Below are 16,083 nucleotides of genomic sequence, written 5' to 3' on the forward strand. Positions count from 1 at the left end.
CGGCCTGCGCGTCGGTCGGTCGGCGCGGCCCGGGTACCCCTGCCGCCCGGGCCGAATCTTGGGCCGATCGGCGGACAGCGCAGCGACACCGACTTGCCATATCCGCTTAACAGTGGGCGTCGATGTTCAGATAAGCGCACAATCTAGACACATCGATGACATGAGGCGTGATGACGACGGTGGGCAGAGGACGGGGCGTGCGCGGTCGGCGCACCGCGACGACGGCGGCGCTCCTGGCCGCCCTGGCGACGGCCGCCCTGGCGGGCTGCACGGGCGGGAACGGCCCGGGCGACGACGGCCGGGGAACGGACCGGGGGAACTCCCGGACGGCCTCCCCCGGAGCCGGCGGACCGTCCGTGCTGGCCGTGAAGATCGACAACGCCCCCGCGGCCCGCCCCCAGACGGGTGTCGACGCGGCGGACGTCGTGTACGCCGAGCAGGTCGAGGGCGGACTCAGCAGGCTGATGGCGGTCTACGCCACCCGGCTGCCGGAGGTGGTCGGGCCCGTGCGCAGCGCACGCGAGTCGGACCTGGAGCTGCTGCGGCAGTTCGACCGCCCGACGCTCGCCTTCTCCGGCGCGCAGACGAAGCTCCTGCCGCTGATCGACGGCGCTCCGCTGCGGGCCGAGACCCCGTCCGACGCCGCCGCGGCCTACTTCCGCGCCGACGACCGGCCCGCGCCGCACAACCTCTACCTGCGGCCCGGGCGGCTGGTGCCCGAGGCCCCGGGCCGGGCGGCCCTGACCACCGGCTTCCGCTACGGCCCCGCGCCCTCCGGTGGCACGGCGACGGACTCGCGGACGGTGCGCTACCCGGCGGCCCGCTTCACCTTCACCTGGTCGGACGCGCGCGAGCGCTGGCTGGTGGGCATGGACGGCGGCCCGGCGGCCACCGCCGGCGGCACGCCGCCGGCCCCGGCGACGGTCGTCGTGCAGTACGTGAAGGTGCGCGAGTCCGCCTTCCGCGACTTCCTCGGCAACAACACGCCGTACACCGAGACGGTGGGCACGGGCAAGGCGGAGGTGCTGCGCGACGGCCGGAGCTGGAAGGCGCGCTGGCAGCGCCCGGACGCGGCCGACGGCACGGCGTTCACCACCCCGGACGGCACCCCGGTGAACTTCGCCGAGGGCCAGGTGTGGGTGGTGTACGCCAAGGCGTCCTGACGCGCCCGCGCGCACCCGGTCGACGGCGAACTACTCGATTCCGCCGTCGAGTTCGGCCCGGGCCCGGGCCGCCAGCCCGTCGGCCCCGCAGGAGACCGCCAGGTCCAGGCCCCGGCGCAGGTCGCTCGCGGAGCGGGCGGCGATGCCGTACTCGATGCGGGCCGCCGCGTGCTCGTACTGGCAGGGCGAGGCCTCCAGGTAGGCGACCGCCTGCGCGTGGAGCCGGACCGCCCGCTGGCCGGTCTCCAGCGCGGCGGCGCAGCGCAGGGCCTCCCCTATGGCGGTGTCCGTGCCGAAGCGCTCCGCCTGCCGGCGGACCTCGACGGCGAGCCGGGCGGCACGGTCGGGGTCCTCGGTGCTGAGGGCGCGGGCCAGGTCCGCGGCCCAGGGAACGAGCACGGGATTGTGGTGGCCGCGTGCCGCCGCCGCCTTCTCCGCGGCCTCCAGTTCGTTGATGCCGTCCTTGGTACGCCCGACGGCCAGCAGCAGCCGCCCGCGCACCGAACGCGGGTCGGGCAGCACGATGGTGGAGGGGTACGGCGGGGCGAAGCCGTACCGCTCGGCCACGTCCCAGGCCTGGTCGACGTGGTCGCGGGCGAGGAGCGTGTCGACCAGGTTGCAGGTCGCGGACCAGTACAGGGGCAGTCCGCGGCCGACGCGCTCGGCCAGGCGCAGCGACTCGCGCAGGGACGCCTCCGCCTCGCGCAGACGGCCCCGCCTGCGGTGGCCCAGCCCGACGTAGGCGTGGGCGAGCGCCAGGTGGCCGCCGCTCCACCCGGCCGTCTCGTAGGCGCGCAGGGCCTCGTTGTAGAGGGCCTCGGCCCGGTCGAGACGGTCGGTGAAGGCGTACGCGTTGGCCAGCATCAGCAGCAGTTCGATGCCCCACTCGGTGTCGGTCCAGCCGAGGCCGGGCGCCAGCCGGCCGTTGACGAGGGCGCGGTCGCACAGTTCGGCGACCTCCTCCGCGTTCTCGCCGTGCATCAGGGCGTCGAAGCCGCGCAGGATGAGCAGGGCGCGTTCGGAGTTGTCCCGGCCGGTGCAGGTGCCCGCGAGGTCGGCGAGCCGCTGCGAGCGGCCGGGCGAGGTGGCCTCGCCCGCGTGCAGGCCCTCCCACATGAAGTGCACGGCCTGGAGCCGCATCCGGGCGGGCCCGGGCTGCAGCCGGGCGGCCTCCGCCTCCACCGTGCGGACGGCCTCCTCCAGCTGGTCGTTGTGCAGGAGCGCCTGGGACAGCCGGAAGACGGCGTCCACGCGCCGGTCGCCGTCGAGGCCGGGCATGCCGAGCGCGCTGCGCAGATGGCCGATGGTGCGGGCGGGCGCGGTGAGGAAGGTGGCCTGGGCCAGTTCGTAGAGCACGTGCGGGTGCGACTCGGGCCGGGGCGGCTCCTGCAGGGCCCGCTCCAGGCAGCGGCGGGCCGCGTCGGGCGCGCCGACCGCCAGGTGCTCGCGGGCCGCCTCGCGCAGTTGCCCGACGAGTTCCTCGTCGTCGTCCGGGTGTACCTCCATCAGATGGCGGGCGGCGGCCGCGGCGCCGTGGCCCTCGTCGGTGACGATGCGGGCCGCTATGCCGTGCATCGCGGTGCGCAGGGCGTCGGGGATGGAGTGGTAGACGGCCGTCGCGATGAGCGGGTGGACGAACTCCAGGTCCCCGTCGGCGGCGTGGCCCGTGCTCGGGTCCGGCTCGGTGAGGATGCGGGCGGTGCGCAGCAGTTCGGCGCAGCGGCGGGCGTCCTGCGGCCGCAGGGTGGCGAGCTTGGCGACCAGGTCGATGGAGATGCCGGTGCCGAGAATGGCCGCGGCCCAGGCGAACCGCGTGGCGTCGATGCCCAGTTCCTCCAGGCGCGCGACGAGGCCGCCGCCGCGGGCCGAGCGGTTCAGTTCGCGCAGTTCCCCGGCGCGGGCCTCGACCGGTTCCACTTCGCTGTCCTGGACGCGGGCGAGCAGTTCCACGGTCTCGTAGGGGTTGCCCGCGGTGACGGCCCACACCTCGCGGCAGAACGCGGCGTCGGCGTGCCGGCCGAGGGTGGCGCGGGTGAGCCCGGCCGTCGCGTCCGGGGTGAGGGCGCTCAGGGTCGCCACGGGGCCGTCGGCGGCCGCGGCGACGGTCTCCAGGTGCCGGGCACTCACGTCGGGGACGTCGTCCGGCCGGCGGGTGACGACGACCAGGACGGACGTCTCGTCGAGGCGCTCCGCGAGCGCGGCCAGCCAGTGCAGGGTCTCCTGGTCGGCCCAGTGGGCGTCGTCGATCAGCAGCACGAGCGGCCAGTCGCGGCGGGCGAGCCGGCGCACCGCGGCGACCAGACCGTCGCACACGCCCTGCGGGTCGGCCTGCCGGGCACCGGGGTCCGCGATGCCGAGGGCGGGTCCGGCGATGTCGTACCAGTCGCCGAGGTACTCGCGGGCCTCCTCCGGCAGCATCGACACCAGGGCCGGCTGGAGCAACTGCCGCACCACGTTGAAGGGGACCGACCTGAGGGTCTCGCCGCCGCGGGCCGACCAGACCGTGCAGCCCCGCGCCTCGGCCACGCGGCGGGTTTCGGCCAGCAGGGCCGTCTTGCCGAGTCCGGCCTCGCCGCGGAAGACCAGCAGCCCGCCGGACGAGGAACGGTCGGTGCAGAGTTTGTCGACCGCCTGTGCGATGGCGGCGACTTCCTCGTCCCGCTCCCACAGGGAAGCCGAGGCGGCGGCCGTTGGCCGTACCTCCGTCATCCCGCTACCTCCCCAAGTCGCCCGAACGACGTACAGACGTCGAGCCTAGCCGTCCGCTTGCCTCGGTGGAGGGTGGTCGCGGCACCTGTTGCCGTGACGGGTGACACCGGGTGCAGCCGGGCGACGCACCCGGCCCGCCACCAGCCACCTTCGGGTCAACAGGGCGTAAAAACAAGGGAGCTGACGTTCATTCACCGCGAACGGCCCGCGCGGGGACGGACGGCGGGCGCTGCTCGCCGGGTCTGCGGGCTTCTCGTCGAGGGGTACGGTTCCGGCGTCCACGGCCACTTCGCGACGATCATCGCGGCGCGGTTCTTCACACCGGAGGGCGGCAGCGCGGCCGAGGCCCTCGTGAGCGCGTGCGCCCTCATCCGCACCCGCGTTCTTCTCGCCCGGGTCGAGGCGGCGGTTTTCGGCCGTCGTTCCCGCGTTGGGGCCCAGGTTGCCCGGGGGCGGGTCCGGCTTCCGCCGGAACAATTGCTTCCGGCTCCTCTCATGCCTCTTTCACCGACGCCTCATACGGTGGGGGCATGACGCGCGAGACTCCTTCCGGGTGGTACCCCGATCCCGGACAGACAAGTGACGGGCCCGCCACGGAACGCTGGTGGGACGGCAGGGCCTGGACGGACCGCATCCGCCCGCAGCAGCCCGCGTCCTGGGCTCCCCCGGCCGCGCCGGATCCGTCCCCGGCGGCGCCGGACATTACGACCGGGGCCGACGCGCCCCGCGCGGAGGGCAGCGCTCACGTCGGGAACCAGCCCGCTTCGGGGGACGAGCCCGCCTCGGGGAGCGGAACCGCGTCCGGGGGCGAGGGCCCCTCGCTGGACAAGAGCCCCTCCCCGAGCGGTGCCACCTCCGGCGGCGCTGCCGCCTCCGGGCAGGAGGCCGCCTCCGAGGACCGGGGCGCCGACGGCATCTCGACGGACGGCGGCGCCGCCGGGTCCGCCGCCTCACCGGCGGACCCGGCCGGCACCGGGCAGACCGGCCCGGGCGCGGCCGGCGAAACACCCGGCCCGTCCCCCGCCCCCGGCGAGCCGGCCGGCCCCGGGGGGCAGCTTCCCCACGCCGGTCAGGCGGCCGGAGCGCCGTATCCGCCCGCCCCCGGCGGCCCCGCCGCAGCCCCGTACCCACCGGGAGCCGGACACCCGACCGCAGCTCCGTTCCCCCCGGGAGCCGGACACCCGTCCGCAGCCCCGTACCCGCCGGGAGCCGCCCATCCGCCGGGCGCCGCGTACCCGCCGGGAGCCCCGTACCCGCCCGGCGGCGCGTACCCGCCCGGGGCCGGGTATCCGGCGGCGCCGGGGTATCCCGTCCATCCCGGCGGTGCTCCGCCGCGCAAGGGCCGCGGGCTGCGGATCGGGGCGGCCGTCGCCGCGGCCGTCGTGGTGCTCGCCGGCATCGGCGTGGGCACGTACGCACTGACCGCCGACGACGGCTCGGGCGGCCCGTCGGCCACCTCACGGGGACCGGGTGGCAACCCGGGCGGGGAGGACGGCCCCGGCGGCAAGAGCCCGCAGCCCCGCCGGTCCGAGCCGCCGAAGATCAGGAGCGGCTCCGTGACCGACCGGGTCAGCGGCATCAGCCTGCCGATACCCGAGGGCTGGTACGGGCAGCAGGGGAACGCGGGCGCACAGGTGACGTCCGAGGACTCCTACAAGTGTCCCGGCGACACCTCGTCGACCTGCACGAAGGGCGGTGCCTACTCGGCCCCGGCCGTGGCCCTCGGCACGAAGGGCGCGACCCCGGAGGAGATAGCGAAGGCGGACATCGGGGCGAACGCCGAGGAGTCCTACGGCGGCAAGTCCTACGGCGGGATCACCCAGCACGACGTGCTGGCCTCCCGGGCCGTGACCGTGGCGGGGCAGAAGGGCTACCTGGTCCGCTGGAAGGCCGTCACGAGCAAGGGTGCCGACGGCATCGTCGAGTCGCTGGCGTTCCCCTCCCCCGCGAACGCCAAGCTGATGGTCGTCGTGCGGTTCGGCGTCGACGCCGACCAGAAGGAGAAGGTCCTCGACGACATCACCGAGGGCATCAAGGTCGCGACCGGCAGCGGCAACGGCCAGGACGTCTGACGTCACGCCCCGCCGGCGCGGAGCGACGGCCGGGTGGGGCGCCCCTGCCGCTCACAGGGGCACCCCGCCCGGCCGCGGGGTGCGCGCCGCCCCCGTCCCCACGGGTCGGCGCGATCGGGTCGCCGTCCGGTCATCCTGCGGACGGCGGCCCGGGTCTCAGGTGAGGCCGAGCGCGGGCAGCACCGCGGCCTCCACGAAGCGCACCAGGTAGTCCGGGTCGGCGGGCCGGCCCTCCAGCACGGGCCGCAGGCGCAGCACGCCGAGCATCTGCGCCGGGATGTACTCCAGCGCCGGGTGGTCGGCGGGCACCTCGCCCCGTTCCACCCCGCGCCGGACGATCTCCTTCAGCGCGGCGATCTCCGGTTCCACGACCGCTTCCCGCAGGGCCCGTTGCAGCTCCGGGTCCTGGGTGGCGGCGTGCGTGAGGGCGTGCAGCAGCTTGGTGTCCCGCCCCGACAGGTCGCCCGTGATGCGGGCCGCCTCGCGCAGGTCGTCGGCGAGGGAGCCGGTGTCGACGCAGCGCGTCCGCCGGTACGAGCGCAGCGCCGCCGCCACGAACTGCGGCTTGGTCTTCCACTGACGGTAGAGCGTGGACTTGCTGCACCGGGTGCTGGCGGCGATCCCCTCCATGGTGAGGGAGTCGTATCCGCACTCCCTGAGCTGTTCCAGCACGGCGTCGAAGAACTCCTGCTCACGCTCCGGCGTGATCTTGGAGCGGCGCGAGGTACCGGCCGGCTCGGGCCCGTCCGCAGCCTGCGACGTCATGGTCGGTGCTCCTCGCTTCCGTCGGGTGGCCGGCATTCCCGGCCGGTGGTGTGTCCTTCGTCTATCGATACGCCAGTGTACCGGTACGCCGACGTATCGGTACACTGGCGTATCGGTACGCTGCCGTACCGATAACAGCACCACCGTCACCGAAGGGGCCGGGGGATGAATGCCCGCACCGAGCCTGCGCCGGCGGGGTCCGACGCGATAGCGCGGCCACCGCTGCTCAGGGAGTTCCTGCTCGTCGCAGGTCTCTTCGTCGTCTACAAGCTGGGCCGGCAACTGGCCACGGGCCACACCGGTGAGGCCTTCCGCAACGCGCGCGGCGTGTGGGACGCCGAGCGGGCGCTCCACCTGCCCGGCGAGGGGGCGGTGCAGTCCCTGCTGCTGCACGGCGACGGCGTCGTGCACCTGGCGAACACCTACTACGCAGCCGTCCACTTCCCCGCAACCGCCGCGTTCCTGCTCTGGCTGTACCTGCGCCGCCCCGCCCACTACCTGCGGGCCCGGCGGGTGCTGGCCGCGCTCACGGCCGCCGCCCTGGTGCTGCACCTGCTCTTCCCGCTGGCCCCGCCGCGCATGCTCGCCGCCACCGGCCTGGTGGACACCGCGCGCGCGTTCGGCCCCTCGGTCTACGGCGACCCCGGGGCGGACTCCCTGTCGAACCAGTTCGCGGCGATGCCCTCGCTGCACTTCGGCTGGGCCCTGATGGTGGCGGTCGGCCTGATCGCCGCGACCCGGTCCCGATGGCGGTGGCTGTGGCTGCTGCATCCGTCGCTGACCCTGCTGGTCATCGTCGGCACCGCCAACCACTACTGGCTGGACGCCCTGGTCGCCGCAGCCCTGCTGGGACTGGCCCTCGCGGTGGTGCCCGCCGTGACCGCGACCGCGTCCCTGCGGACCCTCCTGCCGTTCCGCTCCCCGCACCGCACCGCGGGCCGGGCAGGCACGGCGGGTCCGGCGCCGGACCGCACCGGCGCGGGCCGGCCCGCCGCGGCCCCGCAGGAGGAGCAGACGCTGGTGGGGGCGGGCCGGTGAACGCGATCCTCGTCGCCGTCGCCCTGTCCCTGGTCTCCGCCGTCGCCTACGCGGCCGCGGCCGTCGCCCAGGAACGGCTCGCCTCCCGCTCCTCCGGCTCGGGCCCGCTGCGGCTGCTCGGCCGGGGCGCCTGGTGGTGCGCGGTCGGACTGAACGCCGCCGCCGCGCTGCTGCACGTCGTGGCGCTCAAGTACGGGCCGCTGACGGTGGTGCAGCCGCTCGGCGCCCTCACCCTGGTCGCGGCGGTGCCCCTCGGGGCGCGGCTGGCCGGCCGGCGGGTGAGCGGAGCCGAGTGGCGGGGCACCGCCCTGACGCTGCTGGGCCTCGCCGCGATCCTGGTCACGGCGTCCGGCCCGGCCCCGGACGATGTGCTGAGCGTGCCCGAGGCGCTGGCCGTGGCGGGCGCCACCGCCGCCCTCATCGGGATGCTGTCCCGGCCGGGGGCCCGGCCCGGCCTGCGGCACGCGACCGCGTCCGGCCTGGCCTCGGGGGTCGCCTCCGCGCTGACGCAGACGGTGACGGTGGCCGCGACGGACCGGTCCGGACCGGTGCTGAGCGTCCAGGTCGTCGGCGTGGCGCTGCTGGTGGCGGCGTTCGCGGCCGGGGGGCTGCTGCTGTCGCAGACGGCCTATCAGGGCGGCCTGGGCGGGCCGTTGGCCGTGGTGACCCTGGCCAATCCGCTGGCCGCCGCGGTGATCGGTCTGTCGCTGCTGGGCGAGCGCCTCCAGGGCGGTCCGGCCGGCGTGCTGCTGGCGCTGGGCGGAGCGGGACTGGCCGCCTGGGGCGTGGTGCTGCTCAGCCGGGCGGCGCCCGCGCCGCAGCCGCACGGCGACGGCCATCCGGTGGCCGCCGTGCTGGCCCTGGAGCCCGGTTCGGCCGCCGCCGAACCGGGCTGGATGCCCCGGCCGCACGATCCGGGGCACCTCACGGGCGTCAGCCGGTGACGATGGCCGGGTCGCTGACGCCCGGCCTGCCGTTCTCGACGTGACCGGCGAAGCGCCGCAGGAACGCCGCGTCCCCCGCGTCGGTGACGGTCAGGTCGTACCAGCGGTGGGCGGCGCTCTCCACGCGGCGGCGCACCGTGGCGCCCGGGCGGACGGTGACGGCCGTGGGCCGGCCGCCGTAACCGCTCGCCACCTTCAGCCGGGCCGTGCCGGAGCCCTTGTTGGTGAAGGTCAGTTCGACGTCGTCCCCGGTGTGGCGTGCGGTGACCTCGCAGCCGGCCGTCCGCCCGGAGCCCTTGAAGACCCGCACGAAGCCGTTGGGCCCGTGCACCGTCAGGTCGTAGGAGCCCGCCGAGTAGGCCGAATTCCAGGTGTCCGAGAGGGTCTTGCCCGCCTCGGTGGTGTATGTCCATGGGCCGTCGCCGCGGTTGCCGGAGGTGACGTGGAAGGCGCCGCCCGCCCTCGCCCCGGTGGCGAAGGTCAGGGTGAGCCTGCCCGAGCCGGGGTCGACTGAGGCGTCGACGTGCGGCGCGTACCGCAGGGGCCGGGTGCGGCGCGGGCCGCGCTCCTGGCGGGGCATGCGCGGGTCGGCGGGCGGGGTGGGCCGGTAGTCGGGGTGCCGCTCGCGGTCCTGCGGCTCGTAGGCGTCGGTGCCGGGCAGCGCTGCGGGCCGGGCGTCCCTGCGCGAGAAGTCGAACGCGGCGGTGAGATCCCCGCAGACGGCCCGCCGCCACGGCGAGATGTTGGTCTCGCGCACCCCGAAGCGGCGTTCCATGAACCGCAGGATCGACGTGTGGTCGAAAGTCTCGGAGCAGACGTAGCCGCCCTTGCTCCACGGTGAGACGACGAGCATCGGCACCCGCGGGCCGAGGCCGTAGGGACCGGCCGTCCTGCGGCTGTCGCCGGGGAAGAGGTCGAGCGAGACGTCGACGGTGGACAGGCCGCGTGCGGCGTCCTTCGGCGGCAGCGGCGGCACCACGTGGTCGAAGAAGCCGTCGTTCTCGTCGTAGGTGATGAACAGGGCGGTCCTCGACCAGACCTCCGGGTTGGAGGTGAGGGCGTCCAGGACCTGGGCGATGTACCAGGCGCCGTAGTTGGACGGCCAGTTGGAGTGCTCGGAGAAGGCCTCGGGGGCGGCGATCCAGGAGATGGCGGGCAGCTTGCCGGCCTTGACGTCGGCGCGCAGCCGGTCGAAGTAGCCCTCGCCGGCCTTGGCGTCCGTGCCGGTGCGGGCCTTGTCGAACCAGGGGTCCCCGGGCTCGGCGTCGCGGTACGTGTCGAAGTAGAGCAGCGAGTTGTCACCGTAGTTGCCGCGGTAGGCGTCCTGGATCCAGCCCCAGGAGCCCTGGGCGTCCAGGCCGTCGCCGACGTCCTGGTAGACCTTCCACGACACGCCCGCCCGCTCCAGCCGCTCGGGGTAGGTCGTCCAGCCGTAGCCCAGTTCGGCGTTGTCCAGGACCGGGCCGCCGCCGGTCCCGTCGTTGCCGGTGTACCCGGACCACATGTAGTAGCGGTTGGGGTCGGTGGAGCCGATGAACGAGCAGTGGTAGGCGTCGCACACGGTGAACGCGTCGGCGAGCGCGTAGTGGAACGGGATGTCCTCGCGCGTCAGGTAGGCCATCGTGGTGGTGCCCTTGGCGGGGACCCAGCGGTCGTACTTGCCGCCGTTGTAGGCCTGCTGGCCGTCGGGCCAGGAGTGCGGCAGGCCTTCGAGGAACTGCATGCCGAGGTCGTCGGCGTCCGGGTGGAACGGCAGGATCTCCGCGCCGTCCTTCTCCTGGTGCCAGACCGGTCTGCCGCTGTCCAGGGTGACCGGACGCGGGTCGCCGAAGCCGCGGACGCCGCGCAGGGTGCCGAAGTAGTGGTCGAAGGACCGGTTCTCCTGCATGAGGACGACGATGTGCTCGACGTCCTCGATCGATCCGGTGCGGTGGTTCGCCGGGAGGGCGGCGGCGCGCTGGATGCTGGCGGACAGCGCGCTGAAGGCCGTGGTGGCCCCCGCGAGTTGGAGGAATCGGCGCCGGTTGACGTCGGGCATGAAGGACAGACCTCTCATCCTGGGGTGCGGGAGGGCCGGCGGGTGACGGAAGCCGCGCGGAAGGAGTGTTTCAGGGACACCGAACGCCGAGGAAGGGGCCGGTGACGCTCGTGTGAAAGTCGCCGGTACGCCGGGTGCGGCGGCGCTTACCGGGGGGAGGGTGAGGGGCGTGACGCAGACGCAGACGGCTCCCCCGCCGACGAAACGGCCCGTTCGCCAGCTTCTCGCCGCCTCCGTGGGCAACGCGGTGGAGTGGTACGACTGGTACGCCTACACGTTCCTCGCCACCTACATCGCCGGCCAGGTCTTCCCGAAGGGCGCGGACAGCTCGCTGGTGCCGCTGCTGTCGACGTTCGCGGTGTTCGCGGTGGGCTTCTTCATGCGGCCCGTGGGCGGGCTGCTGATGGGCGCGGTCGCGGACCGGCACGGGCGGCGGGCCGCGCTGACCGTCACCATCCTGCTCATGGGCGGCAGCAGCCTGCTGGTGGGGCTCACTCCGACGTACGCGTCGGTGGGTGTGCTCGCGCCGGTGGTCCTCGTCCTCGCCCGGCTGTTGCAGGGCCTGTCGGTGGGCGGGGAGTTCGCGGCCTCGACGACGTTCCTGGTGGAGTCGGCGGCCCCGGGCCGGCGCGGGCTGTTCTCCAGCTTCCAGTACGTCTCGACGACGGTGGGCCAGCTCGTCGCCCCCGGCGTCGCGACGCTGCTGGTGGGCACGCTGAGCGAGGAGCGGATGAACGGCTGGGGCTGGCGGGTCCCCTTCGTCCTGGGCGCCGTCCTGAGCCTGGTCGGCTTCTGGGTCCGGCGCGGCGCGCAGGAGACCCGCAGCGCCGAGCAGGAGAAGGCGCCCCGCCCGGGCCTGTTCGAGTCGCTGCGCCGGCATCCGCGCGCGTCCCTCCTGGTCGCCGGCATCACGGCGGGCGGCACCCTCGCCTACTACACCTGGACGTCGTACCTGCCGACGTACGCCGAACTCGACGCGGGCGTGGAGAAGGCGGACGCGCTGCTCGCGGGCACCCTCTCGCTGGCGTTCTTCGCCCTGCTGCAGCCGCTCGGCGGGCTGCTGTCGGACCGCCTCGGCCGCCGTCCGCTGCTGCTCTTCTTCGGTCTGGGCTTCGCCCTGCTCGTGGTGCCGCTGCTGCACGCGCTGCGCGACTCCTTCACCGTGCTGCTGCTCGTGCAGTGCTCGGGCATGGTGCTGCTGACCGGGTTCACCTCGATCAGCGCGGCCGTCAACGCGGAGATCTTCCCGCCCCGCGTCCGCGCGGCGGGCATCGGCTTCCCCTACTCCCTGACGGTGGCCGTCTTCGGCGGCACGGCTCCCTACCTGGGCACGCTGTTCGAGGAACTGGGCCACGCGGGCCTGTTCCCCTGGTACGTCGCCGCGATCTGCCTGGGATCGTCGCTGGTGTACCTGCGGCTGCCGGAGACGGCTCACGCTCCGCTGCGGCGTTGAGGGCCGTTGCCGTGAGCGCGCGGGCCCCGCGTCCCGCCGCCTCGTGTGTCCGGGGCGGCGGGGCGCGGGGCGTGCGGGCAGGTCAGGAGAGGTACGCCTCCACCTCGCTGAACTGGGCCGCCGGCCAGCCGGTGTTGGCCGTCACCTGGAGGCGCAGGTGGCGCAGGCCGGTACCGGCGGGCAGGGTGACCGTGGCGGTGTTGCCGGTGGCCGGGTCGAAGCGGTAGTCCTTCGCGGCCACCACCGTCGACCACGCCGATCCGTCCGTGCTGCCGAGCACCGACAGCGTCTGCGTACGGGCCTGCCAGGCGGCCTGCGGGGGCAGCTTGAGCACCAGGCGCCGGACCGCCTGGGCGGAGCCGAGGTCGACGGTCAGGGACTGCGGGAAGGCGCGGTTGGCCGACTCCCAGTAGGTGTTCGCGTCACCGTCGACCGCCTTGCCGGGCGTGTAGACGTCCTGGGAGCCGGTGGCCGTGGCCGGGCGGCCCTTGGCGAGGTTGCGGTCCGGGTCCGGGTCGGGGTTGCCCTGGCCGGGCTGCGGCCAGCTGTCGCAGTCCGACCAGGTGCTGCTCCAGCCGGAGTTGCCGCCGCCGTCGGTGAGGGTGAAGGTGCCCGAGCCGCTCGGGTAGGGGCAGTTGTAGACACCCGCGGCGCCGACACCGGAGGCGGTGACGTTGCGGAAGGTGGCGGCGCCCTGGGTCTCGGCCTGGACGACGACCGTGCCCGTGTTGCGCACGGTCGCCCCGTCGACGGTGATGTTCCTCGCCGCGAAGCCGCGCCCGCTGCCGGAGACGAACTCGAAGGCGCTGTAGGGGCTGTCGGTGACGGTCGTGTCGGTGATGCGCACCTGCGCCCCGATGGCGCTGTCGTAGGAGTCGACCCGCAGGGCGCCCATGGGGTGGTTCCAGTTGGGGTTCATCGCGCCGGTGCGCACGAGGGTGTTGCCGTCGACCGTGATGGTCCCGGCGAGCGGGTGGAAGGGGTCGAGGAACTTCTGGTTGGAGATGGCGATGCCGCTGCCGAGCGCGTTGGTGTCGGAGACGAGGTTGCCGCGCACGGTGATGTCGGTGCCGCCGTAGATCGCGATGCCGTTGGCGAGGTTCGGCTGGGTGATGGTGTTGTTCTCGAAGCTGCTGTCGACGTCCGGCGCGTTCAGCGACCACATGGCGAGCGCGTCGTCGCCCTGGTTGCGCAGGAAGTTCTGGCGGACGCGCACGCCGCGGGCGCCGCCGTTGAGGTTGAGTCCGTCGGCGGTCATGTCGAGGAAGCGGTTGTTCTCGACGACCAGGTTGTCGTTGTTGCCCATCAGCCACAGCCCGACCTTCAGGTGCTGCAGCCACATGCCGGAGACGGAGCTGTTCGGACCGAGCGAGCCGTTGACGAAGTTGTCCGGGGTGGAGTCGACGCGCTCGGTGACCTCGCCGATCACCGCGAAGTCCTCGATGTGGACGTTCCCGGCGGAACCGGACTGGTCGATGAAGCGGGAGGTGCGCACCACGGAGTGCCAGTGCCCGGCGCCCCGGAGGGTGACGTCCTGCACGCCGTTGAGGGACTGGGTCAGCCGGTACTCCCCCGGCGGGATCCACACCACCCCGCCCCGGGCCGCCGCGATGGCGTCCCGGAAGGCCTGGGTGGAGTCGCCCCGGCCGCTGGGGTCGGCTCCCTTGGAGGTGACGGACACCGACCCCGCCGGCTGGGACGCGGGCCCGGCCGCCTGCTCGAAGTCGGCCACGTCCACGGTCACCTGGACGTTCGTGGCCTGGAAGGCGACCTTGTCGCCGGCCCGGACGGTCTCCCCGAGCAGCATCCGGGCGTTGTCGTAGAAGTGGTGCGTCTTCGCACCGGGGATCCAGGGCGTGTCGACGTACGAGTACTTCGAGGTCACCGGCAGGGTCCGGGCGAGCTTGCGGCCGTTGACGTACACGTCGAGCGAGCCGGACTGGCCGTCGGGGACGCTGTGGGCGACGTTCACCGCGTCGGCCGTGCGGGGCACCGTGAACTCGACGCGCTGCCCGGGTGCGAGGCGCACGGCCTGGCGTCCCGAGGCCTCGGAGGCGAGGGTGCCCTGGGTGTGATCGGGGCCGATCCGGGAGCCGGTGCCGGCCGCCGACTCGGCCTCGACCGACGTGAACGGCAGGGTGGCGCCCGCCGCGGCCTGCGCCGGGGTGGGGGCGAGGGCGACGAGGGTCCCGGCGGCGAGCACCACGGCCGTCGCCAGGGCTGGCATGCTCCTGACAGTCTGCTGGGTGTGCATGTGCTGATCCCTTCGTGGTGGGGGTACGGGGATAGCGCGTTGCCGCGGTCTCAGGCGCGCAGCCAGACCGCGGCGTCCTCGGGCAGCCGCCCCTCGGCGTCCAGCGGGCCGCTGGCGAGGAGCAGTCGTGCACGGGCGGGCAGGGTGACGGGGGTGCCGGACAGGTTCACCAGGCACAGGGCGTCCGCCCGGCCGAAGGCGAGCACGCCGTCGGGGGCCGGAAGCCAGGTGAGAGGGCCGTCGCCGAAGACGGGGCGGAGCCGGATCGCCTCCCGGTACAGACGGAGCATCGACTCCGGGTCGCGGGCCTGCCGGTCGGCGGCGTACGCGGCCCAGTCCTCGGGCTGCGGCAGCCACGGTTCGCCGCCGAACCCGGCGTGCGGTGCCCCGGCCGTCCAGGGCAGCGGCACACGGCAGCCGTCCCGGCCCGGGTCGGTGCCGCCGGAGCGGAAGTGCATCGGGTCCTGGATGCGGTCCGGGGGGATCTCGGCCTCGGGCAGGCCCAGTTCCTCGCCCTGGTAGACGTAGACGGCGCCGGGCAGGGCCAGGGACAGCAGGGCGGCAGCGCGTGCCCGACGGGTGCCCAGTTCCGGGTCGGAGGGGATGCCGAAGGCCTTGGTGGCGAAGTCGAACCCGGTGTCCCGGCGGCCGTAGCGGGTGACGGTGCGGGTCACGTCGTGGTTGCACAGCACCCAGGTGGCGGGCGCGCCCACCGGGGCGTGCTCGGCCAGGGTCTCGTCGATGGAGCGGCGCAGCCGTCCCGCGTCCCAGGGGCAGGTCATGAAGGAGAAGTTGAAGGCGGTGTGCAGTTCGTCGGGGCGCAGGTAGCGGGCGAAGCGCTCGGTGTCCGGCAGCCAGACCTCGCCGACGAACACGGCGCCGTACTCGTCGGCGACGGCCCGCCAGGAGCGGTAGACGTCGTGCAGTTCGTCGCGGTCGACGTAGGGGTGCGGGTCGCGGCCCTGGACGAAGTCGGGCAGCCGGGGGTCCTTGGCCAGCAGCGCGGCGGAGTCGATGCGCACTCCGGCGACGCCGCGCTCCATCCAGAACCGCAGGACGTCCTCGTGCTCCTGGCGGACCGCCGGGTGGGCCCAGTTCAGGTCGGGCTGCTCGGGGGCGAACAGGTGGAGGTACCAGGAGCCGTCGGCGACGCGGGTCCAGGCGGGGCCGCCGAACTCCGAGCGCCAGTCGTTGGGCGGCAGCTCGCCGCCGGCGCCCCGGCCCGGGCGGAAGTGGAACAGCTCCCGCTCGGGGCCGCCCGCGAGGGCGGCGCGGAACCAGGGGTGCTGGTCGGAGACGTGGTTCGGGACGATGTCGACGATGGTGCGGATGCCCAGGTGCAGCGCTTCGGCGATGAGCTTCTCGGCCTCGGCGAGGGTGCCGAACGCCGGGTCGATCATCCGGTAGTCGGCGACGTCGTAGCCGCCGTCCTTCATGGGGGACAGGTACCAGGGCGTGAACCACAGCGCGTCGACGCCGAGTTCGGCGAGATGGGGCAGCCGGGCACGCACGCCCGCGAGGTCGCCGGTGCCGTCACCGTCGCCGTCGGCGAAGCTGCGGACGTACACCTGGTAGATGACGGCGGAGCGCCACCAGTCGGCGGCCGAGGAGGACGGGGAGGCGGGGGTGGGCTGTCCCACGGTCGGT

General features: G+C 74.3%; 10 protein-coding genes and 1 pseudogene. 6 read left to right on the plus strand and 5 right to left on the minus strand.

Translation table 11 applies throughout. The features are described 5' to 3' along the window. Window positions 1-170 precede the first annotated feature (170 nt). A complete protein-coding gene (locus tag ACZ6ZN_RS03535; protein WP_451877015.1) occupies window positions 171-1,163 on the plus strand; it encodes a DUF3048 domain-containing protein in 993 nt (330 codons plus the stop codon). 30 nt (window positions 1,164-1,193) lie between these two features. On the opposite strand, the gene ACZ6ZN_RS03540 is transcribed toward ACZ6ZN_RS03535, so the two are convergent. Continuing rightward, complete coding sequence (locus ACZ6ZN_RS03540) at window positions 1,194-3,872, minus strand: ATP-binding protein (protein WP_469642778.1); 2,679 nt, start codon at window positions 3,870-3,872, stop codon at window positions 1,194-1,196. Window positions 3,873-4,402: 530 nt separating this feature from the next. On the opposite strand from ACZ6ZN_RS03540, the pseudogene ACZ6ZN_RS03545 reads away from it, so the two are divergent. Both ACZ6ZN_RS03545 and ACZ6ZN_RS03550 read left to right on the plus strand, forming a co-directional pair. Next, window positions 4,403-4,483 (plus strand): annotated as a pseudogene (locus ACZ6ZN_RS03545) (DUF2510 domain-containing protein); the annotation flags it as partial. 303 nt (window positions 4,484-4,786) lie between these two features. Further along, window positions 4,787-5,944: a hypothetical protein gene (locus tag ACZ6ZN_RS03550; protein ID WP_469643940.1), complete on the plus strand. Its 1,158-nt coding sequence runs from the start codon at window positions 4,787-4,789 to the stop codon at window positions 5,942-5,944. 156 nt (window positions 5,945-6,100) lie between these two features. Here the strand turns inward: ACZ6ZN_RS03550 and ACZ6ZN_RS03555 are convergent, their stop codons facing one another. Next, entirely contained in the window at window positions 6,101-6,709 is a 609-nt protein-coding gene (locus ACZ6ZN_RS03555) for a TetR/AcrR family transcriptional regulator (protein WP_398107876.1), read from the minus strand. A gap of 165 nt (window positions 6,710-6,874) precedes the next feature. Between ACZ6ZN_RS03555 and ACZ6ZN_RS03560 the strand changes: the two genes are divergently transcribed. Both ACZ6ZN_RS03560 and ACZ6ZN_RS03565 read left to right on the plus strand, forming a co-directional pair. Further along, complete coding sequence (locus ACZ6ZN_RS03560; protein WP_469642780.1) at window positions 6,875-7,747, plus strand: phosphatase PAP2 family protein; 873 nt, start codon at window positions 6,875-6,877, stop codon at window positions 7,745-7,747. Next, window positions 7,744-8,691 carry a DMT family protein gene (locus tag ACZ6ZN_RS03565; RefSeq protein WP_451877018.1) on the plus strand — a complete coding sequence of 316 codons (948 nt, stop codon included), beginning with the start codon at window positions 7,744-7,746 and terminating at the stop codon, window positions 8,689-8,691. Before ACZ6ZN_RS03560 ends, ACZ6ZN_RS03565 begins: the two co-directional genes overlap by 4 nt. Here the strand turns inward: ACZ6ZN_RS03565 and ACZ6ZN_RS03570 are convergent. Beyond that, window positions 8,681-10,729 carry a phosphocholine-specific phospholipase C gene (locus ACZ6ZN_RS03570; RefSeq protein WP_469642782.1) on the minus strand — a complete coding sequence of 683 codons (2,049 nt, stop codon included), beginning with the start codon at window positions 10,727-10,729 and terminating at the stop codon, window positions 8,681-8,683. The two genes, ACZ6ZN_RS03565 and ACZ6ZN_RS03570, sit on opposite strands and share 11 nt — an antisense overlap. Window positions 10,730-10,898: 169 nt before the next feature. Here ACZ6ZN_RS03570 and ACZ6ZN_RS03575 point away from each other — a divergent pair, with 169 nt between their 5' ends. Then, the gene (locus ACZ6ZN_RS03575; protein WP_469642784.1) at window positions 10,899-12,182 is read left to right on the plus strand and encodes an MFS transporter; all 1,284 of its coding nucleotides are present in this window, start codon (window positions 10,899-10,901) and stop codon (window positions 12,180-12,182) included. Between the two features lie 82 nt (window positions 12,183-12,264). On the opposite strand, the gene ACZ6ZN_RS03580 is transcribed toward ACZ6ZN_RS03575, so the two are convergent. Together ACZ6ZN_RS03580 and ACZ6ZN_RS03585 are read right to left on the minus strand one after the other, a co-directional pair. Next, entirely contained in the window at window positions 12,265-14,409 is a 2,145-nt protein-coding gene (locus ACZ6ZN_RS03580; protein ID WP_469642786.1) for a discoidin domain-containing protein, read from the minus strand. Between the two features lie 77 nt (window positions 14,410-14,486). Then, the gene (locus ACZ6ZN_RS03585; RefSeq protein WP_469642788.1) at window positions 14,487-16,076 is read right to left on the minus strand and encodes a glycoside hydrolase family 13 protein; all 1,590 of its coding nucleotides are present in this window, start codon (window positions 16,074-16,076) and stop codon (window positions 14,487-14,489) included. Window positions 16,077-16,083: the final 7 nt, after the last annotated feature.

It is taken from the genome of Streptomyces sp. NPDC053665 (assembly GCF_055585285.1).